The 22,856-nt window shown below is 63.1% G+C and carries 22 protein-coding genes; 12 read left to right on the top strand and 10 right to left on the bottom strand.

Translation table 11 applies throughout. The annotated features are described in order from the left end of the window. Positions 1–10: 10 nt before the first annotated feature. From RZN05_RS19705 to RZN05_RS19695, 3 genes are read left to right on the top strand one after another with little or no spacing between them, the layout of a single operon-like run. Positions 11–1,204 carry a DUF3800 domain-containing protein gene (locus RZN05_RS19705; protein ID WP_317228385.1) on the top strand — a complete coding sequence of 398 codons (1,194 nt, stop codon included), beginning with the start codon at positions 11–13 and terminating at the stop codon, positions 1,202–1,204. A 50-nt stretch (positions 1,205–1,254) separates the two neighbouring features. Continuing rightward, a complete protein-coding gene (locus RZN05_RS19700) occupies positions 1,255–1,806 on the top strand; it encodes a hypothetical protein (RefSeq protein ID WP_317228384.1) in 552 nt (183 codons plus the stop codon). A gap of 1 nt (position 1,807) precedes the next feature. Next, on the top strand, positions 1,808–3,337 hold the full coding sequence (locus RZN05_RS19695; protein ID WP_317228383.1) for a hypothetical protein: 1,530 nt from the start codon (positions 1,808–1,810) through the stop codon (positions 3,335–3,337). Between the two features lie 58 nt (positions 3,338–3,395). Here the strand turns inward: RZN05_RS19695 and RZN05_RS19690 are convergent, their stop codons facing one another. Next, on the bottom strand, positions 3,396–4,304 hold the full coding sequence (locus tag RZN05_RS19690) for an HNH endonuclease (RefSeq protein WP_317228382.1): 909 nt from the start codon (positions 4,302–4,304) through the stop codon (positions 3,396–3,398). 59 nt (positions 4,305–4,363) lie between these two features. Here RZN05_RS19690 and RZN05_RS19685 point away from each other — a divergent pair, with 59 nt between their 5' ends. The 3 genes from RZN05_RS19685 to RZN05_RS19675 all read left to right on the top strand — a co-directional run bounded on the left by RZN05_RS19685 (position 4,364) and on the right by RZN05_RS19675 (position 9,568). Continuing rightward, a complete protein-coding gene (locus RZN05_RS19685) occupies positions 4,364–5,581 on the top strand; it encodes a hypothetical protein (RefSeq protein WP_317228381.1) in 1,218 nt (405 codons plus the stop codon). Further along, on the top strand, positions 5,581–6,819 hold the full coding sequence (locus RZN05_RS19680) for a DNA cytosine methyltransferase (protein ID WP_317228380.1): 1,239 nt from the start codon (positions 5,581–5,583) through the stop codon (positions 6,817–6,819). The genes RZN05_RS19685 and RZN05_RS19680 overlap by 1 nt, the downstream gene beginning before the upstream one ends. 451 nt (positions 6,820–7,270) lie before the next feature. Then, the gene (locus RZN05_RS19675) at positions 7,271–9,568 is read left to right on the top strand and encodes an AAA family ATPase (protein WP_317228379.1); all 2,298 of its coding nucleotides are present in this window, start codon (positions 7,271–7,273) and stop codon (positions 9,566–9,568) included. A 215-nt stretch (positions 9,569–9,783) separates the two neighbouring features. On the opposite strand, the gene RZN05_RS19670 is transcribed toward RZN05_RS19675, so the two are convergent. Both RZN05_RS19670 and traA read right to left on the bottom strand, forming a co-directional pair. Beyond that, entirely contained in the window at positions 9,784–10,404 is a 621-nt protein-coding gene (locus tag RZN05_RS19670) for a DUF6118 family protein (protein WP_317228378.1), read from the bottom strand. A gap of 10 nt (positions 10,405–10,414) precedes the next feature. After that, positions 10,415–13,321: a Ti-type conjugative transfer relaxase TraA gene (gene traA / locus RZN05_RS19665; RefSeq protein WP_317228377.1), complete on the bottom strand. Its 2,907-nt coding sequence runs from the start codon at positions 13,319–13,321 to the stop codon at positions 10,415–10,417. A 171-nt stretch (positions 13,322–13,492) separates the two neighbouring features. Here traA and RZN05_RS19660 point away from each other — a divergent pair, with 171 nt between their 5' ends. The 3 genes from RZN05_RS19660 to RZN05_RS19650 all read left to right on the top strand — a co-directional run bounded on the left by RZN05_RS19660 (position 13,493) and on the right by RZN05_RS19650 (position 14,649). Continuing rightward, positions 13,493–13,816 (top strand): conjugal transfer protein TraD, encoded by a 324-nt coding sequence (locus RZN05_RS19660; RefSeq protein WP_317228376.1) that lies wholly within the window; start codon positions 13,493–13,495, stop codon positions 13,814–13,816. Continuing rightward, on the top strand, positions 13,776–14,060 hold the full coding sequence (locus tag RZN05_RS19655; RefSeq protein ID WP_317228375.1) for a conjugal transfer protein TraD: 285 nt from the start codon (positions 13,776–13,778) through the stop codon (positions 14,058–14,060). Before RZN05_RS19660 ends, RZN05_RS19655 begins: the two co-directional genes overlap by 41 nt. A gap of 82 nt (positions 14,061–14,142) precedes the next feature. Beyond that, positions 14,143–14,649, top strand: a complete 507-nt coding sequence (locus tag RZN05_RS19650; protein WP_317228574.1) for a MucR family transcriptional regulator — start codon at positions 14,143–14,145, stop codon at positions 14,647–14,649. A 20-nt stretch (positions 14,650–14,669) separates the two neighbouring features. Here RZN05_RS19650 and RZN05_RS19645 read toward each other — a convergent pair whose 3' ends face one another. Next, positions 14,670–15,587, bottom strand: coding sequence for a nucleotidyltransferase domain-containing protein (locus RZN05_RS19645; protein WP_317228374.1), 918 nt, complete (start codon positions 15,585–15,587; stop codon positions 14,670–14,672). A gap of 68 nt (positions 15,588–15,655) precedes the next feature. After that, positions 15,656–16,555: an ArdC family protein gene (locus tag RZN05_RS19640; protein ID WP_317228373.1), complete on the bottom strand. Its 900-nt coding sequence runs from the start codon at positions 16,553–16,555 to the stop codon at positions 15,656–15,658. Positions 16,556–17,280: 725 nt separating this feature from the next. Between RZN05_RS19640 and RZN05_RS19635 the strand changes: the two genes are divergently transcribed. Then, complete coding sequence (locus RZN05_RS19635) at positions 17,281–17,490, top strand: helix-turn-helix transcriptional regulator (protein WP_317228372.1); 210 nt, start codon at positions 17,281–17,283, stop codon at positions 17,488–17,490. A gap of 68 nt (positions 17,491–17,558) precedes the next feature. Further along, positions 17,559–17,996 carry a DUF1810 domain-containing protein gene (locus tag RZN05_RS19630; protein ID WP_317228371.1) on the top strand — a complete coding sequence of 146 codons (438 nt, stop codon included), beginning with the start codon at positions 17,559–17,561 and terminating at the stop codon, positions 17,994–17,996. A 173-nt stretch (positions 17,997–18,169) separates the two neighbouring features. On the opposite strand, the gene RZN05_RS19625 is transcribed toward RZN05_RS19630, so the two are convergent. The 4 genes from RZN05_RS19625 to RZN05_RS19610 all read right to left on the bottom strand — a co-directional run bounded on the left by RZN05_RS19625 (position 18,170) and on the right by RZN05_RS19610 (position 20,331). Further along, positions 18,170–18,331, bottom strand: coding sequence for a hypothetical protein (locus RZN05_RS19625; protein WP_317228370.1), 162 nt, complete (start codon positions 18,329–18,331; stop codon positions 18,170–18,172). A gap of 25 nt (positions 18,332–18,356) precedes the next feature. After that, positions 18,357–18,557, bottom strand: coding sequence for a ComEA family DNA-binding protein (locus tag RZN05_RS19620; protein WP_317228369.1), 201 nt, complete (start codon positions 18,555–18,557; stop codon positions 18,357–18,359). An 80-nt stretch (positions 18,558–18,637) separates the two neighbouring features. After that, a complete protein-coding gene (gene glsA, locus RZN05_RS19615; RefSeq protein ID WP_317228368.1) occupies positions 18,638–19,549 on the bottom strand; it encodes a glutaminase A in 912 nt (303 codons plus the stop codon). A gap of 257 nt (positions 19,550–19,806) precedes the next feature. Then, entirely contained in the window at positions 19,807–20,331 is a 525-nt protein-coding gene (locus tag RZN05_RS19610) for a hypothetical protein (RefSeq protein WP_317228367.1), read from the bottom strand. A gap of 243 nt (positions 20,332–20,574) precedes the next feature. On the opposite strand from RZN05_RS19610, the gene RZN05_RS19605 reads away from it, so the two are divergent. Further along, a complete protein-coding gene (locus RZN05_RS19605; protein ID WP_317228366.1) occupies positions 20,575–21,291 on the top strand; it encodes a hypothetical protein in 717 nt (238 codons plus the stop codon). A gap of 21 nt (positions 21,292–21,312) precedes the next feature. Here RZN05_RS19605 and RZN05_RS19600 read toward each other — a convergent pair whose 3' ends face one another. Further along, a complete protein-coding gene (locus RZN05_RS19600; RefSeq protein WP_317228365.1) occupies positions 21,313–22,467 on the bottom strand; it encodes a hypothetical protein in 1,155 nt (384 codons plus the stop codon). Positions 22,468–22,856 lie beyond the last annotated feature (389 nt).

Raw genomic sequence — 22,856 nt, 5'->3', positions numbered from 1 at the left:
AGACCTACAGATGTTCGCCTATGTCGACGAAGCCGGCAACACGGGCAAGAATCTGTTCGATCCGGCCCAGCCAGTGTTCTCGACGCTGGCGGTTCTGACGCTTGACGACTTTGACGTGGTCAAGACGGCCGACATGGCCGCGCTTCTTGCGGACATCGGAGCGACGGAGCTGCACGCCTGCGAGCTTGGGCAGGCAGGTGTAGAGACGATCGCCGCTAGGCTCTTTTCGATACTAAAGAGCGCCCGTGCGCGCTTCGCCGTCGCGCATGTCGAGAAGCGCTATCTTCTCGCCACCAAGATCTTCGACGCTCTGTTCGACCATGGCGAGAATCTTGCCGCCTATGCGCACATCTACCGTATCCGGCCGCTGCGCCTCTGGATGGTGTTCAATCTCGCCGAGCTTATCCCCGACGCGCTTGCGAGGCGGTTCTGGGACGCGATGATGGCGAAAGGCGCCCGGGCTGCCGAGCAGGGACTGGTCGAGTTCTGCGACGAGGTCGCAGCGCTTGCCAGCGCGCAGCCGGACAAGCGGATGGCGGAGATTGTCGGCAATGTGATGCGGTGGGCGCGCGACAATCCCGAGGCCATCTACTTCCATAGCGCCGGCAAGCTGGGCCGGCAGGGCCACATGCCCAACACGGTCGGCTTCGGCAATTTGATGGACGGGATCGAGGCACAGGCGCGGAGCTGGGGCGCCTCGATCGACCTGATCCGACACGACGAGCAGGACGAGTTCGCGAAGGCCCTCGCCTTCTGGCACGAATATTTCTCCACCGCCTCGCCGGAGGCCGTCGAGGTCACGCTCGGCGAGAAGTTCGTGATGCAAAAAGGCTATGGCAGCCGGCTCGAGATGGTCGAATCGTCACGCAGTCCGGGCATCCAGGTGGCAGACCTGCTGCTGTGGCTGCACAATCGTGCGCTCGCCGGGCAGCCGCTTGGGAGCCAGAGCTGGCGGCTGCTCAACTGGATGCGCAAGAAATCGGCCGAATCCGACTTCTCGTTCGACGGCGTGGGCGATGCCATGGACCGCAATTTCGGCTGGATGATCGCGAACGACCCGCCTCCCGGCCAGATGGCGAAGGCACAGCGGCTGATCGACGAGATGGAGGCGATCCGAGGCGGCCGGGTGCTCGGCTATGCCGAGCAGAAGTCGCTACCGCACATGGACGACGCCACTTCTCGCGGCGTTCAGCCTGAGAAATGAAGCCACCCCTTTGAGAAGAAGGCGCGCTGCGCGCTCAGGAGATTTCGACAATGCGCGACATCCACGGCATCGATCGCATTCTTGCTATTCTCGAGCCCCATTGGGAAGAGGTCGAGGAAGAATTCGAGCGTGCGAACCGTAAATTCCTGGAACTCGCCGAGACAGACCATGATCCCATCGGGCGAGTCTTGCGTACGCATCTCATCGTCGAGAATTTCCTCACGACCTATCTTGAGCAAAGCCTCGACGTCGACGACATCGGTGATGCCCGGCTTACCTTCGCCCAAAAAGTCGCCTTACTTCCCAATAGCGGCGATAGCGCCGCTTTCGTGAAACCCGGCATCAAACAGCTGAACGGCGTGCGGAACAAGTTTGGCCATAGCCTAGACTATCAGGTCCGCCGCGCCGATCTGCGCGCGGTCTATGCGGTCCTGGAGGTAGCACGTCAGGGCGAGGAGTTTCGTGATCCCATCGAGGCGATCGAGGCGTTCGCGCCGATCGCCTGCGCCTTTCTTTCGATGCCTTCAGAGGGACTTCAGGACGCTTTTGCCGACGCCTTCCGGCATGTAAATATCGAACCGGACCGCGAGAGCCGAGGGTGACATGAGCGCGCTCGGCCGCGACATCTACAGGCGCAAGCTGGAGCGAAATCTCGGACGATCGCTCGACGAGCCGATGATCGCGGCGATGTCGGCGATCAGCGCCTATCAAGCGGGAGGCAAGCCTCCATACCAGCTCCTGCCCGACTTTCCACGCGAAGCGATCGGCGCGGAGCTGGGCTCGCCGTACTATATTCCACCCTGGTCGATGGAGACGCTGGTCAACGAGCTGCTGGCGACGCGCAAGCGCCCGGGATTGGGCACGGGGCAAACGCGGGTGCTGCGCCACGATCGCTTCGCGGTGTTCCAGCTGCTTCTTAGCAATCTCATTGATCTCGAGAACGCGGAAGATGGGCTATATCTCCAGAAGCATGACGTGCTCTACGAGATGGCTCGCATAGCCCAGCGACAATTTCACTGGCAGCGCGGCGTGGCGAACGCGCCCAACCTCTATCGGTCGATGTTCCTATACGGGTCGGGCTCGGCAGCAGAGTTCTTCGCGGAGGACGCTGGCATTTCCGTCGCGCAGCTCGTCAAGGTGGGAGCCTATTTCTCCGGCGCCTTCACCAGGGGCGCCGTGATCGACCGCGATCGCGATCTTTCGGAGCTGGGCATCACGCTCGAGCAACGAAATGCCGCGCTCGCGCGGTTCAGCCTGGAGATCGCGACCGCCAGGAAAAGCGCGGCCGCGATGCGCGCCGGGCGACGCCATACGGCGTATCGACCTAGCCTGCTGCGTGGCTACCCGATCCTGGCCTTCGGTCCGGACGGCGAGCGACTGATCGCGCCGATACCGGAGCTGGTTATGTACCGCTATACTTCCGGCCTGTACCTCGATGTCGTGCGTGGAGGAGCTGGCGTTTGGACCGACATCGGCCGCCGCTTCGAGCAATATGTGCACGACTATCTGACGGCGATGATGGCTCCCTACCATGTCAGCCGGGAGACGACCTACGGGCCCAAAAAGGCCAGTTTTCGCACGCCGGACGTGCTGATCTCCGCCGAAGGCGGCACAGTCGTCGCCGCCATCGAGTGCAAGGCGAAGCGCATGACGTTCGAGGCCCGATTTGGCGACGACCCGGTGCTTGAGGCGAGCATGGGCTTCGACGAGATGGCCAAGGGCATCTACCAGCTCTGGCGCTTCTTCGCGCATGCCCGGATAGGCATCGCGGGCACGCCGAGCGTGGCCCCCGATTGCCAGGGGATCCTGGTGACCGCCGATAGCTGGCTTGCAATGGCGCTAAAGCAGGCAGTTGACGTGCTCCAGGCAGCCAACGCGCTCGCGGACGCCGAGGGTAGCATCGAGCCCGAAGACCGGCGCGACATCGCCTTCTGTCAGATCGACGACGTCGAGTTTGCCCTGCAGAACGGGTCCGGCACCAGCTTTCTCGACGGCTGCCGGGAGATCGCCTCCGGCGAGAAGAAGGGATGGATGCTGCTGGTGGCGCATGCGGCGCAAAAGGACGTGGTTCGCTCCTATCCATTCACCGATCGCCTGGGCGAGCTGCTGCCATGGTTCGCTGCCGGAAAGTAGGTCGCCCCGAGATTAACCGCGACCGCCTAGGCTTCCGGGCGCCCAACGACCGGCCCGGTCATCCGCCAGCGGCGAAACGCTCGCGATGATGTGCGACGAAGCGCGGGCTTGGCCATAAGGCCCGGTCGCGAGGCAGCCGTATCGCCTGATCGTGCCCGGCCATCAGTCCCCGCAGTTCCGCCGGTACCTTGTTGTGCGAGATCAGCAGCCGCCAGTCCTCGCCGATCGAGATCAGGTGGCGATCGAACAACCAGTGCAGCGTCGCGGACAAGGCGATGCCGTTCTGAACGTCGTCCGGACCGCCATCGCCCACCGGCACGATATGCGCGGCCTGAGCCTCGGCGCGGCCACCACCATTGATGATGCGGATGCCGGTCGCCGCACAAGTGTCCTCATAGGCGTCGAGCACCGCTCGGCGAAATGCCGCGTCGCGCACGACCCGGCTGGCGAGCACGCGCTCCAGTCGCGGCGCGATCTCCGGGCCGTCGAGCAGCGCTGCGATGGCCGGATCCTCGATGTGATCGAGATTGAGACGACGGCGATTTTCGAGCGCCAACGTCTCGCTTAGCCCGGCGCTGACGATGCCGGCGAAGTCCACGTCGGACAGCGGCCGGATCGACCGCCCCTGCAGTGCGCGCCCGACGGCTCGCGGATCCTCGACGGCGCGCAGCAGGGCCTCACGGTAGCCGGCCGGTCCCCGAAGCGGCAGGGGCGCGTCGAAGGGCAAGCGCTCGACGAGCCGCGCAAAATGATAGCCGGGCCGATCGGGATCGGGCGTCACCTCGGCGAGTCGCGCCACGGCGACATAGGCTGCGCGCCCGCCTTCGCGCCGCGGCTCGTAGAGCACGACCCATTGCCCGAGCGCCGGCAGAGCGTGCTTGAGGTAGCGGCCGCCCGGAAAATGATAGCGCTCGTCGCTATCGAGATAGCCCGAGCCTGGCCGGGTATCGAGGACGACTTTCAACATATTAGCTCCGGCCGGCTGCGCATGCCCGCTTTCCTATCCTCGCGTCCTCGGCCACTATCATGACCATGATCCTGGGACTTCGCCGTTATCCTGTCCAGCGCGCCGCGCGGGCGCCGCTGGTCGACTTCATGCTCGACGCCCTGCGCGCCTCGGGCTGCATCATCCTGCACGCGCCAGACGCCGGCGAGGCGCCATTCGTGATCACCTTCGAGACGCCGGCCGGCGAGCGCATGGGGATCATCGCCTATGCCTTCTTCGCGAACGAATCCCCGACCAAGGTCAACCGTCCTCAGGACGAGCGCAGCTTCCAGATCAAGTACGGCACCGACGACAAGCAGCTCCACACGCTCTACCAGGATCCGCTCGGGCTCTACACCACGCTGTTCCTGGGCATCGACACCAAGGAAGGTTTCTTCGTTGCGGCCGATCCCGAGGTGCACAACCCCACCCGCTTCTTCATCCGGCTCGAGTTCAAACAACGCCATGCCGACGCCATTCTGCGCGACGGGTGGCATGCTTGGGAGCGCGAGAGCCGGGGCCGCAAGGACCTCCAGCCCGGCGAGCGCCTATTCAGCTTCGAGACCTTGGTCGGCGGCACCCGGGACAGCTTCCTCGATCTCGTCCGCTTCGAGCGCGCGGCGCAGGGCCTGTCGCCGGGCGACCGGCAGCTGCTCGCGGAACGGCCGCAGCTTTTTACCGCGGTCACGCCGGGCGCCAGCGGAGCGAGCGCGACGCTGTCCGGTGCCGCCATCCACCCGCTGGCAGCCGAGTTCGCGCTGGAGCCGGGCCAGATCCTCGAGCTGATCGCCGGCGCCCGTCGGCTCAAGATGGCGGTGCGCGGCTGGGTCGCCGAGGAGAAGCTGCGCGACGTGCTGAGCCGCACCAAGGGCGTCACCGACTGCGAGCGGCTGGACGAGGAAGGTGGCGCCGACCTTCGCCTGCGCTGGCATGGCGGCCCGCCCCTGCTCGTCGAGTGCAAGAACGTGTCACGCAAGACCAACGCCGCTGGACTGGCCAGGATCGACTTCCAGCGTACCCGCGCCTCCAAGACCGATCCCTGCTCGCGTTATTATGCGCCGACAGACTTCGACATCGTCGCCGGCTGCCTTCACGCCGTCACCGAGGATTGGGAGTTCCGCTATGCCGTGCCTTGGCTCCTCAATCCGCGTCCCGACTGCCCCGGCAAGCTCGACAATAAGGTGCTGATCGACGAACGGTGGACCGCAGAAGCCGGACAGGCTTTCAAGGCGGCCTACGCGCGCGTAGGAGCGGCGTGATGAAGCGCCTTACCGCAATCAGCTTGTTCACGGGGGCCGGTGGCCTCGACCTCGGCTTCGAGGCGGCGGGGTTCGACACGCGGGTCGCGGTCGAGATGGACGCGCGCTGCGTCGAGACGCTGCGCGCCAATCGGCCTTGGCCGGTGATCGCGCGCGACGTCGGCCAGGTCTCGACCGAGGAGCTGCTCAAGGCTGCGTGCCTCGCGGTCGGCGAGGCGGACGTCCTGATCGGCGGCCCGCCCTGCCAGCCCTTCTCCAAGTCCGGCTTCTGGGCGACAGGCGAGGCGCGCCGCCTCGACGACCCGCGCGCGACGACGATCGACCATTATCTGCGCATCCTGGAAGAGGCGCGCCCGCGCGCCTTCCTGCTCGAGAATGTCGAAGGGCTGGGCTTCAAGGGTAAGGACGAGGGCCTCGCCCGGATCCGCGAGGCGGTGGCGGCGATCAACCGGCGCTATGGCACCGCCTACAAGCCCGAGATCGCGGTGCTCAACGCCGCCGACTATGGCGTGCCGCAGGTACGCCGGCGCCTGCTCATAGTCGCCGCGCGCGACGGCGCGCGGTTCCGCTTCCCCGAGCCGACACATTTCGGCCCCGACGCCGAGCGCCCCGGCGACAATCGGCGCCGCTGGCTGACCGCCTGGGATGCGCTCCACGACCTGCCCGAACCGCGCGACACGGCGCTCGCGCTCAAGGGCAAATGGGCCGGGCTCCTCCCCTCGATTCCCGAGGGCCTGAACTATCTCCACCACACCGATCGCGGCGAAGGCGAGCCGCTGTTCGGCTGGCGCCGCCGCTACTGGTCGTTCCTGCTCAAGCTGGCCAAGGACCAGCCTGCCTGGACGCTGCAAGCGCAACCCGGCCCGGCCACGGGTCCCTTCCACTGGAAAAGCCGTCGACTGAGCATGCGCGAGATGGCCCGCCTTCAGACCTTCCCCGACGACTTCATGGTCCTCGGTTCGGTCAGCGACGCGCAGAAGCAGCTCGGGAACGCCGTGCCCTCCCTGCTCGGCGAGGTACTAGCGCGTGCGATCCGGACCCAGCTGCTTGGGACCCCGATCACAACCGAACAACCCGAGCTGCTGCGCGAGACGGCGCAAGGCACCCCGCCGGCAGAAGCGGCCACGCCAGTCCCCGCCGTTTATTTAGCGCTGAAGGGCGAGCATGCCGCGCATCCCGGAACCGGACGGGGTTTCCGCGCGGCGGCAAGGCAGACGTTGGCGATCGCGGCAGAATAGCTCCGGATCGGAACGTCTTTAGTCCGGTTCGGATCTATTAGCCGGCCGCCCGCTCGATCTGGGCCTTGGTCTGGAATACCATTCTAAGCGCGCTGTCGCGGTGGGCGGAATAGACGTCGTGCGCCCGCCTTATGGCGGCTGCCAGTTCTGGGTGCGCGCTGCTATCGTCAAGAAGTGTCATCAGCGCCGTGTGATCGCAGACGGGGGTCATCGTAGGAAAATGGTATGAGTAAGCGTGACTAACTAACGGACGAGAACGCTCAGCAGTAACAGAAGCGACTTACGCAGGCCTCTTCAACCGCGTCAGATGCCAAATTCGAATGTCGATCGCTCGCTCACAGCTTCCTTTGAAACATCGCCGCACCTCCGTTCCGCAGCTGGGCGACGCGAGACGGTGCGATGCGACAACACGGAAGTTGACATCGGTACGGAGGAGGAATGAACTCCAGCGATGGGGATGATCACGAATATCAAATCGCTGCAGAGAATGGGCATTTATGCCGACCGGGGAGCCCGCTCGCCGTCGCTGCAGTTCCGGCGCTTCAATCTGGTCTACGGTTTCAACGGGTCAGGTAAGAGCACGCTGTCACGCATGTTCGCGAGCCTTGAGGCCGGCGCACCGCACCCTAAACTTCCCGACGGCGGCTCGTTCGAGGTGACGATGGACGATGGGTCAGCCTTCGGCTGCCCGACCAACCCAGCCGGGCTCGAGCAGCGCCTGCTGGTGTTCAACGCGGACTATATCGAGCGGAACCTGCAGTGGTCCGCCGCACGCGCGAACCCGGTATTCTACATCGGCGCGGGCCAGGCCGACGCTGCAGCCGAACTGACGCGGCTCGAGGCCGACATCGTCAAGGTCGAGGCGAAGAGGGAGGTAGCTGCAGCGGCAGAGCGAGGCGCTGACAAAACCTTCGCCAACTTCAAGAGGGAGCGCGCGAAGTCCATCGCGTCCCGCCTCCATCTAGGCAGCCGCAAGTACGAGGCGCCTGCGCTCGCCAAGGACTACGAGACTTGGAAGGAAGACGGCGGGGCGCTGCTCACCGACGAGGAGCTGAAGGCAGCCGAGGACACGCGCCGGCTGGAAGAGCCGATGCCCCGCCTCGCCCCGGTGACGTTCGACAAGGCGACGATCGGGACCGCATACCGCTTCATCGCTGATGTTTGCGGCCAGTCATTGGCGCAGGTGGCGCTCGACGAGGTGCAGCACCATCCTGACATGCTGCTCTGGCTCAAGCAGGGGCACGAATATCATGAGAGGAACGGCATTGCCGAGTGCCTGCACTGCGGCAACCCGGTCTCTCCGGAGCGACGGGCGCTGCTGGCAGTCGCACTGGACGACAGCGTCGATCAGTTCGTCGCCCGCCTCACTACGACGGCGGACCGCCTGGGGAAACTCGTCGAGACAACCACCCTGATGACTTCTCGGCTTCCCGCCGCCGACGACCTCTCCAGCGAACTCCGGGCCGGGTTTAAGGACGCGCGCGCCGCCGCCTCGAGAGAGGTGACGCAGCTCGTGAGGCAGCTCGAGACGCTGGAGATAGTGCTCACCGCCAAGCGCGAGCGTCCGGCGACGCCCGCCGACATGCAGGGCGTCGCCGCAGAGGCGGAGGTACTGGCGACCGCAGAACGTCTCGCTGCGAACGTGGCTGCCATCAACGAGGCTATCGCTGCCCACAACCAGGCGGTGGCCGACTTCGCGAAACGCAAAGACACGGCCGAGACCTCGATCCGGCGGCACTTCATTGTCGACTGCCGCGTCGACTACGTGAAGATCGCGAAGGACCTGGAGGACGCGACCGGTGAGCTGAAGACGCAGTCAGACGCCCTCGCGGCGCTGAGGGAGACGGCGCGTAAGCTGCACCAGCAGATACGAACGCACGGCCCAGCCGCCAAGGTGATTAACAAGCTGATCGCTGCGTACCTCGGCCACGGTGAGCTGACGATCACTCCCGTCGACGAGGGCTACGAGCTGCAGCGACACGGGACGCCTATTGCCGGAGTCCCCAGCGAGGGCGAGAAGACCGCTATCGCGATCTCGTACTTCCTGTCGTCGATCGAGGCCGACAACCGGAAGCTTAAGGACGTCATCGTGGTCGTCGACGATCCCGTGTCGAGCCTCGACACGAAGGCCTTGAACTTCGCTTGCTCACTCGTACGGACTCGCCTCGAGAAGGCCGCCCAAGTGTTCATCCTGACCCACAACCTGCAGTGCATGAACGAGTTCAGGAAAGCGTGGAAAGGCAAGGTGCGGCCAGCCGAAGGCAAGGCGCAGACCGCGACATTCCTGTTCATCGACGTCACGATCCCGGAAGGGCAGCAGCGGCGCTCCTCCAGGATCATCGAGATGTCGAAGCTGCTCCGGGAGTATGATTCCGAATACCACTTCCTTTTCAGCCACCTGCTACGGTTCGTGAACCAGCCGGACGCATATGATGACCACGGCTACATGATACCCAACGTAATCCGACGGGTGCTGGACGTCTTCCTTGCTTTCAAGTGCCCGGGCGGCGGCGGACTTCCGAGCCAGCTCGACAAGCTGGTCAGCGATTACCCGGACGTGGACCGCGAGCGCCTTGCCGCACTCGAACGGCTCGCCCAAGTCGAATCGCATTCCGACAATATCGACGACCTGCTATCCTTCTCCACGATGACGCTGGAGGAAACCAGGGGAGCAGTGAAGCAGCTTTTTGAGATGATTGAACTCGTCGATCCGAAGCACCTCGCGCGGCTTAGAACCCTTTGCAACTGAGATTGCGCCGTTTAGCGCCGGGTCCAGTTGGAAACTCACTCGACGATGCCAGCCAACCATCTTGGAGTGAACGAGCCAGCGCATTAGGTGGGCAGCGTCCCTGAAAGCGGTCGGGCAGCGATCCACCTCATACCCGTCGAAATCATCTGAAAGAAAGGCTGCTTCCGGGACCCGCTTGCAGCGCGTCAGATGACCGAGCTTAGGGCGCAAAGCCGCTACTCGCCTTTGACTGGCCGTTGACGCCGTTCGCGGGTGGCAATCTGTTCCCAGCGCTCTGGATCGGCCTTCGCCATCATCTGCTGACCGGCCCGCCACATATCGGCACCCAGCATTCGTGCCGCAATCCGCTCGGGCACGGCCCAGCTGACGGGCAGCGATCTCGCGACCGCACCGGGCAGAATCGCGAACGTCACCATACCAGCGATGGCAAAGGCCACGCGGTTGTGCAGCAATTCGCGGTTCTGCTCTGCAGCGGACCGCGCGCCTACAAGCGCTGCGCTGAGATTGCCGGCGGCCTCGTCCATGTTCGCGGCGGCGCTCCGCAACATTTCCTGGTCCCGTCCCCGGCTTGCAACCGCGACTGCCGCGATCTCTCGCGCCATTGCTTCAGGCGTGAGCTTCAGCGCTGGCCGCTCCGACAGCCGCTCCACCGAGGCGCAGACATCCTCCAGCCGTTTGGCAATTGCCTCAAGGCTGGGTGCATAATCAGGCTGCGATGTTCGCTCGTCGGTCAGCCGCTCGACAGCTCGACGCAACAGGCTGATCTCTGCACGCAACTCGCCAAACGCATGGGCGGCAAGGCTGGTGTCGACTGCGCGGTTGGTTTCCTGATCCATTCGCGAAGATCTATCGTCCGAGTCCGCGACCACGCGAGAGGCCGAGCCATTCCTGCACATTGTGGGATATCGAATTGCCTCCGCTGGCCCTGATCCCGAGTTCCGGCAGCCGCTTTTTGACCAGCGACTCGACCTGGGCATCGCGTTCAAGGCTCTTGCCCCAGGCACCCATCTGCTGGCCGATGGCCCGGGCGCCCGCGTCATCGCCGGCATGGCGGAATGCACGATGTGCCTTGGCCAGTTTCTGCCAGTCCTCGACAAACCGATCGGCACGCTTCTCCGGACTGACACGCAACTCCGCTTCCAGCGCCATCGCGCGAAGCGCAGCGTTGGTGCGCCCCTGCGCCGCTTCACTGATCATGCCGGGATCGCGCGCAAAGGCTGTGCGAAGATCGCGCGACGCGTCGGGTCGCGCGGTGTCCAGCGCCTCGCGCGCCTTGTCATAGGCGATCCGCTGATGCGGCAATTCGGCATAACCGTCGTTGCGCATCCGTACGATATCGGCGGCTGCCCGGGCGAAGCGCTGCACTGCGGTTTCCAAACCGATCGATTGTGGCGCACGAGCTGGCTGGGGTGCCGCAATCCGCACGCCATCGAACATGCCGCGTGTCGGCGGTGGCGCCATGGGCCGCAGGTCCAGACCAGCGAACGGATCGCGCACCGGCGCGGGCTTCGCTTTCTCAATTGCAGGCTCGGGCAGCCGGATCTGCCGACGATCGGCGAAATCGCGCGTGTAATCCGAGGCCATGTCCTTGGCACGATCGCGCGACAATGCCCGGACCAGCTTCGAGGGCTCAGCGAAATCGTCGCGACCGTAATGCAGCTCCACGGTGTCGCGATGCCGCGACAGCGCGACATAGGCGGCATGGCGGTCTAGACCCGGCGTCGCCAGCACATGGGCTCGATCGATCGTCACACCCTGTGCCTTGTGAATTGTCGCGGCATAGCCGTGATCGACATGCGCATAGTCCTTGAGGTCGAACGCGACCGCGCGACCATCATCGAGCGTCACCGTCATGCGCGCGGCGGTCACGCTCTGGACGATGCCGAGCGAACCGTTCCTCACCCCCATGCTGCGCTCATTCTTGAGAAACATGATCCGGTCACCCGAGGCGAAGTTGCGCGGCCCGCGCTCGGCGCGCAGCGGGACATCCTCACCGAGCTGCCCGGCGATACGCAGCCGGTCGCGCGCGCCCTGGTTGAGCGCCTGCACCTCGTCGTTGGTGTGGGTCAGGATGATGCGGGTCGCAGCCGGCATCGCCTGACGATCACGATCCCAGCGATCAATCAGATCGGCACGGGCCTGATCGCGCGTGTCAGCGGCATGGACATGATCATACTCGGTATAGGCCTGCAACGCCTCGCCGGTTCGACCGGTGGCAAGCTGCCGGGTGGCGTCACGCTGCCAGTCTTCACACTGGCGGCGAATGTCGGTGATCTCGACGCTGCCATGGCGCTCGGCAATCGAGCGGAAGGCCGAACCCGCCTCGATCGCCTGGAGCTGTTCGGGATCGCCGACCAGCACCACCTTGGCACCGCGCTTCTCGGCTTCGGCAATCACGCGCTCCATCTGCCGCGAGCCGATCATACCGGCCTCATCGATCACCAGCACATGATCGCGAGTGAGCAATTCACGATCCTGCGCCCATTGATTCTCGATGCTGGCGATGGTGCGCGACGCGATGCCCGAACCGCTTTCCAGATTTTCCGCCGCGATGCCGGATAGTGCGAGGCCCTGCACCTGATAGCCAGCACGCTCCCAGGCTTCGCGCGCGACGCCGAGCATCGCGGATTTGCCGGTGCCGGCATAGCCGACAACGACGCTAATCCCTTTGGCGTCGGTGACGTGCTCGAACGCCGAACGCTGTTCAACGGACAGCACCAGGCCGCGCTTCGCAGCAGTGGCCAGCGCGCGCTCGCGATGCGGCTCAGCGATATTATGCCGCCGGCTGGCCTCCAGCCGAACGGTCGCGCGCTCAAGCCGCTGTTCGGTCTCGATCATCGCCCGGCTGGTGAAGCGGTCCTCACCGCGCCCATCCTTGCCAAGCGCGACCAGATCGGGCGAGCCGCGCACGGCTGCCATCACATGATCGAACTGTTCCTTCCCTTCACTGTGTCGGTGCACGAACATGGCGAGGTCACGCGTGGTGAAGGTGGCCTGGTTGTGCGTGATCGCATCGAGCGCAATGCGCGGATCGGCGATGATCTTGGCGCCGTTCGAACGCGCGATCTCGCGATGCTCGTCAACCCGCTCAAGCTCGAGCCCCTGCGCGGCCATGCGCGACGCAGCCGGGCCGATCTTGTTCTGCGGCTCGAGGTCGATGCCCTGCGCCTCCAGCGACCGGTGATCGACACGCGCATCAATGTCGAGTTCGGCCAGCCGCGTGTTGACATGCTCGGCCCAGCGCTCGCGCCATTTCTCAAGAAGGTCGGTGCGGTTCCAGTCGCGGTTCTTCTTGCCGAAACCGTCTTCGTCGACATCGCGTAGGGCGAGCATGACGTGCGCGTGCGGCTTGGCCTCGCCATCGGCACCGACATCCCAATGGATATTGAGATCGGCGACCATGCCGGAGTCGACAAACTCGCGCCGAACGGAGTCGCGCGCGAGCGCAATCCCTTGTTTCTCGGATAGCTCGCGCGGAATCGCGAACTCGATCTCCCGCGCAAGCTGCGCGTCCTTGCGCAGCTCGACGGCTTCGACCTCATTCCACAGGGTTTCGCGGTCGCCCAGGCGCTCGGGCGCACCCTCGGGCAGCATCACTTCGGAATGGACGACGCCGGCCTTGTTCGAGAAATCGTGATGGCGATCGAGCCGTTGGTCATAGAGCCGCGACGCGGAGCGATAGGCGGCAGCCGCCAGCGCCGAAGAACCGTTGGCGCGGGAAATGACCTTCGCGGAGAAATGGTAGATCGCCATAGCGACCATACCAACTACACTTAACAAGCGACGTCGGCACGACGTATAAGCGCGCCCTCAAAAGATTTCATCTTGTTCGGGACAGATTGTCCCACACGGTTTCACAATATTTACGCTGATCGATCTACTCTATAACTGAAGCGGCTCCCATCTGGAATGGAGGTTGCCCCCATGCGAAAGCCACGGGACTTTGAAGCGGAGCTGAAAACGCTCAACCACAGGGCATCGCAGCTGAAACAACGCAAGCTTGTCCAGCTCGGCGAGCTGGTCATCGCAACTGGGGCGGATGGGCTGCCGGTCGAAGTGCTCGCCGGCGCGCTGCTGAGCGCGGTCGAGTCCGCAGATGCGACGATTAAGGAGGGATGGCGCAAACGCGGCGTTACCTTCTTTCAGCGGGGTCAGCGCAAAGTGCGCGGCATCACTCCGCCAAATTCTGGCGGAGAACCGGCGCGTAATGGCGGCGCGCAATCGACTGCAGATCCGGACCGCGCGTGAAGACAAGCGAGCCTGGGTAGTGAAGCGCCGAGAACGGACGCGGCAGTTGATCGAGCTGGGCGGGCTGGTCGCAAAGGCTGGCCTGGTGGATCTCGTGGACGATGATCGCGCAGTGATTTTCGGCATCCTCAGTGAAGCGGCGGCGAGGATACGCAGCGAGGAGGGCGAACGACTGATAGCGATCTGGCATCGACGCGGCATTCGAGAATTTGCGCAAGCAAAATTGGGATCTGACCGGCGATAGAGTCGACTTCCGCTGCAGCTTGCGTATGGCGATCACTCTGCCGACGTGCGGTAGATTTTGCTTCATCGGACAAGGGGTCGAAATGTCTGAAGAGAATATGTTGAACACGGTCGAGCTGGCGACGGAACTGACGATCGCGTGGCTGGGCAATCAGAATAATCGGACGTCGGCCGAGGACGTGCCGGCTTTTCTCCGCACGATGCACGCGACGCTGAGCGAACTTGCTGACGGAGCCTCGGCAACGCCTGGCGATGAAGCCGCATTGAACGAGCAGGAATTCACGCCGGCAGTTTCGGTGCGCAAATCGCTCGCGTCGAAGGACCACATCATCTCGATGATCGACGGCAAGCCCTATCGTACGCTGCGCCGCCATCTGAGCACGAACGGCCTCACTCCCGAAGAATATCGTGCACGCTACAAGCTCAAGGCCGACTATCCGATGGTGGCGGAAAGCTACTCGGCACAGCGGCGCGAAATGGCGATGAAGATCGGCCTAGGCGCGCAAGGTCGCGCAGCGCGCGCTGCTGCTCCTGAACCCGCGCCGAAGGCGAAGCGCGCGGCACGCAAGCCGGCTGCAAAAGCCGAATAATTCCCGCGAGCGCCGCGCGATCAGTCGCGCGGCGCGAGCCGCTCTTCGCACACCCGTCGGACAAGATCGCGCAGCACTGCGACGCGCTCGCCGAGCCATGCCAGCTCCTCGCCCGTGATCTTGTAATGTGGCGAGTAGCGCGCGTTGACATAGGCCTGTCGCAGCAGTTCGAAACGGCGACGGCTGTCCTTGTCGTCGCGCGGCCAAGCCTCGATCAATGCCGGTGCAATGTCCTCGGCGCGCGAGCGGAGGAAGTTCAGCCGGTGGGACTTCGGACTATAGAGATTGAGAACCAGAAGTACGCAGTGGTAAAATCGCTCTGTCGCCTGATGTAGCGTGAACGCTGCATCCTTGCACCACTCAACGTCGGCCCTGGTCTGAAGCATCTCCATCTCGAATGCGACCAAGCGACGCTCCGCGCTGGCGAACCAATTATCGAAATGCTCCTGCGCTTCTGCTTTCGCTACCTCGGGCGGCAGATTCTGTGGCGTCGCGAATGGGTGAGCCTCCGCCTCGTACAGCGCGATCCCCTGCTTGAGGATATCGATGAAGAACGGCCGCCCGCGCTCGAGCTGCTTGTTCACATCGGTGAGCGTGTGGACAATGAAATTGACCGGCGCACTGAGCGTCTGCGCGATCGTCACCTCGCGCATCAGCCGGTCATCGGCCGCGGCCCAATACTCCGTGACATCGGTTAGCCGCTCGTCGTTGACCACGACGAGGATGTCGTAATCCGAGTGATAGCCGCCGATCGGATCGTCGACCCAGTCACCGCGGGCGTACGATCCGAACAGCACCAGCTTGAGGATCCGCGCTGCCTTCTTCTTGGGATCGGTGGTGCGCGCGGTGATCTCGGCGAATTCCTCGAACAGGATGCGCACGACCAACGCCAGCTCGCGCTGCTTGGCCTGGGGCAGATGGTCGAGGTCCGTTCGCATGATGGCCTAACCTGTGGCAGGGGCGGACCGGAAGGCAAGGCCATTCCGGTCCGCGCATGATCGGACGATCACTGCTCGTCCGCCGCAACGAAGCCGAGCAGATAGTCGGCCGCCTTGCTGGCCGCGCTCGCGGCACGGAAGATCGCCTTCTCGTCCTCGCGCAGGACGGCCAGCCAGCTACCGATATAATCGGCGTGCCGAACTGTTGGCCGGATCGCCAATGATGCGCAGGTGAAGGCGCTCGCCATCTCAGCAACCAGCTCCTCGCGCGCATAGGCCGCGCTGCCGAATGCACTCGTCTGATCCCGGTTGAGCCGCGACCTGTGCCCGGTCCAATGCCCCAGCTCGTGGAGCGCGGTGCGGTACCAGTTGATCTTGGAATGAAATGCCAGCTGCGGCGGCACCGCGACATAGTCTCCGGACGGGCTGTAATAGGCTTCGCCACCGCCAATCCGAAAGTCGGCGCCGCTCGCCTCGATCAGCGCATAGGCTGCCGGGATGCGGTCGGCATCGTTCACCGGATCAGGCGTCACTTCAGGCGTGAACCACTCGGGCAAGCCCTCGCACTGGTCGAGGTTAAACACGGTGAAGCGCTTCAAGAACGCCAGCTGCCGCGCCTCGCGATGCTCGTCCCGCGCGCGTTCGGCTTCGTCCTTCGGTGTGAACCGATCGGCATAGCAGACGGTTGTCCCCCGCTCGCCCTTGCGGACATTGCCGCCCGCCGCCTGGGCCTGCTTGTAGGTCAACCAGCGCTGCGACCGATACCGCCCCTCGATCACTGCCGCCCACAGGATCAGGACATTGATCCCCGAATAACGGCGTCCAGAGACCGCATTTGCGGGCATCGCGCACCCGCATGCGGACGCGTCCCAAGGCTGCACCCAGGGCAGCCGTCCCTGCTCCAGCTCGGCGATCACACGGGCCGTCACCTCGGCATAAAGGCTCGAACGGTTTTCAGACTTCGACATCGCTCCTGCTCCTTCCAAACCACCGCAACCGGCGCCGGAATGGCGGGGGGTGGGCGGCAGGAGCGGACCGGCAGTCTCGCCGACAGAGGCGGGCTGCACCCGCAGGGCCGAAACGCAGAGTAGGAGCTGCGCGCAGCGCAGCTTGCGGCACGCCGCGGCGGGACTAAGGGCAGCGACGCCCAGACCCCGCCAGTTCGAGAGCCGGAGGCCAACGCCGCCGCGCCACGCGCGGCGACCGCAGATCTCAGCGCAGCGGCGCTGCCTCAAAGCAGCGCTCTCGAAGCCGGCCGGCCGTCGCGGCGGCGTGCGACCGCGCCCGTGGGCCAGCCGCCGCCGCGCCCTCCGGCCGGATCGAGTGCGCCACGCGGAAACCAGAACACCGCGACCTCTGGCGGCTTCGCAAGAAGCGCCAGTGCGCGCTCTGCTGATCCCTGCGTTCCGCCTGGGCGGGCATGTTGTCCGCCACCAACGTCAGTGATCGTCATCCGAATGGACCGAGACGCCGCAGTGCGACTCGGCGGCGCATCAGCGACGTAGAGCGCGATCACGCGACGCGTGAGACGTCATGACACTTACGGCAGAAAATGCCGTTCTACGCCCTGACCGCCTTTATGTGCGACCCGATACGCCAGAGCCCGCACCCTTCGCAGAACCCTCTTTTCAACGGGAATAGCCCGCATCACTCTCGCCATTGAGCATCAACAAGCCGCACAGGATGCAAGGCCATGCCGAACCCCGAAACGCCCGACCGGATCCTCCGCATCGACGCCGTCCTCGACCGAACCGGACTGTGCCGATCGACACTCTACCGAAAAATGGAAGCCGGCACCTTCCCCAGGAACATCAAGATCAGCACGCGCTGCGCCGGCTGGCGCGAGTCCGCGGTAGATGCATGGATGCATAATCCGATGTTCTACAGCGAAGGCAGCAACTGATCGCAGTCTGCAGCAGGGAGCATCCAAGCGTGCTTGGCTAGGGCTTCGATCGCGGGCATGTCGGAGCGATGAGCAGCGCCGACGCAGACGACCCGTTCGACCTAAACCGCTTCGTACAAGCCCAGCAGGCCAGCTACGACCAGGCGCTCGCCGAAATGCGCCGCGGCGCGAAGCGAACGCATTGGATGTGGTTCATCTTCCCCCAGATCGTCGGCCTGGGTTCAAGCCCGACCGCGCAGCGCTATGCGATCCGATCGATCGACGAGGCCCGCGCCTATCTCGCGCATCCGCTGCTCGGTACACGCTATGAGGAGTGCGTGGCCGCCCTTCAGGATCTCACCGATACGACAGCGGAGCGAGTATTCGGCAGCATTGATGCCATCAAACTCCGCTCGTCGCTGACGTTGTTCAGCGCTGCGGCAGACAGACCGATCATCAAAGCGGCGCTTGTCCGCTGGTTCGGGAGCCCCGACCAGGCCACGCTGCAAATCCTCGATACTCTCTAATCCATGCCGTACGCGGCACCGCGCAAATGCGCCGGCTGGTGTGCCCGACGCTAGCTAGTAGGCGATGCCTGGGAAAGCCGCTCTGCGAGCGTGGCGAGGCTTTCTCCCGAGAAGGAGGAAATGGAGGCGCCTTCGATGACCAGCGGGTGTTCCGGCGTAAGGATCGCCGCAGCTTAATGCTCCGGGTCAAGCGATTGCCAGGCCACAATGGCGCCAGCGAGGCTGGTCACCTCGGCAAGATCGCTATCGCCGCGCGGCACGTTCTCAAGCGCCGCACTCATCCTCCAGTTGATATCCGGCGACATCGCGTCGCCGCCCCATGTAGCTTCGGTCATGCTGGTCTCCTCACCTCAATCAGCTCTATTCCACGGTAAGTGCGGGGTCGTTCCTATCGACCTTGCCGGCCATACCCGGAACTTCGTCGAGTTGGCGAAGATCGGTGAACTGGCCCCTCTCCTCGCGATAGCGGACGATTTCGAAGCCGTGGCCCTGAAGCGCGGGGACTGCATCAAGCTCGTCGGCGGAAGCCGCGTTGATGTTGGTGGCGTGTTGCTGACCCATAAGAAAGCGATCTTTCCACTCGTTATTTCAATCGTGGTCATGCCCCTATTCCGATCCTAGCCCCCGGACAAAGGCAGGTCTCACTCGATCGCCGGTCCGAATACCGACCAGCCGGTCCGGGCCGCCAGCAATTCGAGTGCGCGAACGCCGAGGATCGAATTGCCATGCTGATCGAGGTTCGGGGACCAGACCGCGATCGACGCGCGCTCGGGCGCGATGGCGAGAATGCCGCCACCCACCCCGCTCTTGGCGGGCAATCCGACCCGCACGGCAAAATCGCCCGAGCCGTCATAGTGGCCGCATGTCATCATCAAGGCGAGCACCTTACGCATCCGCCGGGCGCGCTCCGCGTCCTCTGCATTGTCCGCATCCAATCGCGTCCGGCTGAGGAACAGCCCCGCTTGCGCCAAGCCGCCGCAGTCGACCGAGATGGCACACTGCTTGGCATAGGACGAGAGCACCTCCTCGACCGGGGAATTGAGATTGTCGTGATGCTTCATGAAGCTCAGCATCGCTCGATTGAGATCCCCGCCCTCGTGGAGGACCGCGTCGTTCAACTTGAGCGGCCGCCCCTCTAGCTGTTCGCGGACCAGCTCGACGACGGTATCTTCGCTGGCATGCGCTCCCACCAGCATATCGACGACGACAAGCGCGCCGGCATTGATGAAGGGATTGCGCGGTATCCCCTTGGTACGCTCGAGATCGATCACCGAGTTGAAAGGGTCGCCGGACGGCTCGCGCCCTACGCGCTCGAAGACCCGGTCCCCACAGGCACGCATCGCCAGATCCAGCGCGAACACCTTCGAAATGCTCTGGATAGGGAAGAACGTCCCCGCCGCGCCGGCAGTGAGCACGCCATCCGGAGTTGCTACTGCGATGCCAAAGGGTCCGGGCTCCGCGCTCTCATCCTTGGCATCCGCTTCAGCCTCGAGCTTCGCGGCGTTGGCTGCGATTTCTTCAGCGATGTCGTTGAGCGCATTTTGAAGATCCATCGCGCAGCAACGTCCTGATGCCGCAGCAGGTCCATTCGGCGACGCGCATCGTGCCATCCGAAATTCACTCTCCAATGTGGTAGCCTGGAGTCAGAGGCGACAGCGCTACAGAGCAGCGTATCCGCGGAACGCCACCTTTGCGCCCTAAAATCAGTCGTCCCGTGCATCGTTGAGGGACGCAGGAGCGGTCGTCGATTTGAATAGGGCCGGCTTACTTTTGGGTCGGAGATGCGGTCCGGGCAACACGCAAGATGGTGCTACAACTTCGCGCCAGTTGCGTCAGCACAGGCCGCAGCGTTGGGATCTCGTGGCCGCTCTGCGAACTGTCTAGTGATGGCGGCGCGAACGGCAGGATGAACCTTTTCGGAAACCTCCTTCACTGTAGCAAGCAGAGCGCTCAGCTGAGACCAACTGTGCGCCAATTCTGGACCGTACCGACTCGTCAGGTACTCACGTGCGCTGCTGAGCCCTAGCAAATGCGCTTCGGTTCGCTTTCTCAAGACCAGCCCGGCTTTGATGGCCAATTCGCTTCGCTTGCCGAGGTCGTGTTGAAGTGCGCGAATGGTTGCAGCGCACTCACCTGAGCTTAGCAGATAGGCGTTGAGATACAGCTCCACTGCCTGAATCGACACGAGGCGCATTGGAGCCGACTGAAGAGGATTGCCTGTTTCGTAGTCCATCAATTTATAAGCGGCGGCGAGGTAGGCCTCGGCAAGACCGAGCATCTGCCCCAATGAAGCACTCGTTCCAGGGTAAGGCGTACGGGCCTCAGACTTCTGCATCAGGTACCTCCTCGTGAAGGCGTACCGAGATTTGATTAAGCGCGAGTTTTCGACGCTAGGCCCTAGCGGGAAGCTGACAGACATCTAAGCGTCCATTGCCGGTCACTCGATGCAGATTTGACTTTCCCCGAAACCTGCTGTTCCGCCGTGGCGAGCTGCTGAACCGGCGATGTCCATAGCTGCGAATTGATATGCCTTGGGTAGCCCAGCCGAAGTGCTCACGTTGCGAATAGAGGGATCTGAATGGCGGGACAGATAACGACACGACGAATCGTTCGCTTGAACGAAAGGCCGACATCTCTTTCCGGGATCACGCTTGAAGAGACGGATATTACCCGAGTTGATATCGTGGTTCAGCGTACCTTGCCAGCCTATCGCGCTACTGAGATTCAGCACGATGTGGAGGAATATCGCCGTCGTAACATGGAAATATTCAACAAGCTGGAAAATGATGATCCGTATCATCATCCTAAAGTGGAAGATGTAGCAACACCGATATACCTAATAGCTCGGATCTATGAAGGCCCGGGTGAGATCGTGTATGTCGGTAAGGCAGAGTCTAAAAAGAATAGGTTTGAGGGCGGACACATTGCTCTGCTACGTCTACTCGATCCTGAATACAAGGATCACGACAAGTTTATATCATTTGCTATTATCAATATAACGACATCGAACAAACAGATCGTACCAGTGGAGTGGGTGTACGATAAACAGCTTCGTACTAAATTGATTAGCCATATTGAACATGCACTCGTATGGAAGTTTCAGCCATGTTATAACACTCATTTCAAGGCCAGTGAGCCACAGGACTTCTCTTTTGAAATAAACTTTTGGGACGCCAGCGACGGCGACCTTCTCGCGATTAAGGATGTCCGGGTGCGGGCTGCACACGGGCCGATCGCACAGCTCACACCCGAGGTGCTAAGGGGCGCTATAGCCGACGCGGTTGACGGCGCTTAGGCAGATGCCAGAATGCGTAAATTATGGCGGAGTTGTCTCAAGTCCCTGCTTTCGCGCGACCTCTCGCAGGATAAAGCTCGTAAACTCGCGCACAGTGACGGTGTTATCTAACCCATGAGGCAGATAGCAACCTGACGACGCGTCGGGGTCGAGCAAAGGACGTATGCCGAGGCCAAAAGGACGTTTTCCAAACACGCTACCTGTGTGGAGATAGCCAGATCGAGCTTTATAGGCTCGGTCGATGATTCCCTCTGCCGCCTCGCCGAGATGGCGTCTCGCAACCTCGCGCACGCGTTTGCGGATCGCATAGATGGGCTGACCACATCCCTCGCACTTCAAAGGATTTGTTTCCTGTGCGCTGGCCGCCTCCAGCGCTGAAACGTACAGCGTTCTAACGGCGTCTGTCAGCGTTGGGTCGCGCCCATAGTCGAGATGAAGCGCTTGGTGGAAAAGCCGAGCGGCGCGAATTACGTGGTCATCGCCGGGCGCGACAGCGAGCCCTTCCAGATACCTCAATTGCTCGGGTGTGATCGCTAGCCGACCGTCGACGATCGGAGATCCGTCGATCCAATCTACCTGCGCCCACCTGTCGTTGACCAGTTCGACGACCTCTTCACGGACGGGAAGCGGCCCGTACCGGAAACTACAGTTGGTGAAGACCGAAAGTGCATTCAAGATCGGTTCCGCGATCGCTAAGAACTCGTCCTCGCGATCAGGCGTGTCGTATCCCGAAACGTAAAGGCGAAGACATATGGCCCCTCTCGCCAGCCCCTTTAACGAAAGGTGATCAGAGGCGTAGCGCGCCATGTTCACAGGCGGGAAAACTGCGATCTCCGCATTGATCCAAGCAGGCTGTAACTGGGACGCGCCCTTAGCGTCTCGTATGCTTGCAGCGATTTCTGGGAGAAGATTTTCGGTGCCGGCCTCCGGTCGCACCCACAACTGATCGATTACGCCGCGCCGGGCGTAGCTGATCCCGAAACCGACCACGCCCAACTGTGGAAACGACGCTCTGCCAAACGTAACCGTCTGACGGTGACCATCCTTGCTGGGCATGAACGCCCAAGCATGAGATCCCACGCGCTGCCGCAGGGCCGCCCAGAAGGCTCGCAGGAAAAGGTTCGACTCCGCGACGCCCCGCGCTTTGACATCATACCAGATCAAACCTGCGGACATACTCGCTCGTTCAGCCGCCATCTAAGAACATTCCAGTTCGAGCGATGGCGGTTCGCCCGAGTTCCATCCTCGGGCAGCTTGTAGCGCAGGACGTCTCATCGGAGGAAGCTATGGAGCAGCCAGTCCGTTCCAGCCTACCAGAAATCATAGGGATGAGGCGCCCATCCGGCTCAATATCCGCTATGGCCGTTTTCGCCTGTATGGAAACGAGAGCGGACAGGCCGCTTACGGCCCAATTCCGGCCTTTCAATCGCGTCGAAAGCGCCGATGTGAACGCGCACGAGGCGGCCTGAATCGAGTCGCTCGTCAAGGGTTCGAGTCCGACGACCGGACCAATTTTTGGGATGGGGCCACGCAGGGGCCACGGTATTCAGCTGAGCCAAAAACCC

The organism is Sphingomonas sp. HF-S4, from assembly GCF_032911445.1.
In the GTDB taxonomy this organism is placed as follows: domain Bacteria; phylum Pseudomonadota; class Alphaproteobacteria; order Sphingomonadales; family Sphingomonadaceae; genus Sphingomonas; species Sphingomonas agrestis.
The sequence above is the reverse complement of the archived record's forward strand: the minus strand, read 5'-3'. Positions and strand labels throughout refer to the sequence as shown.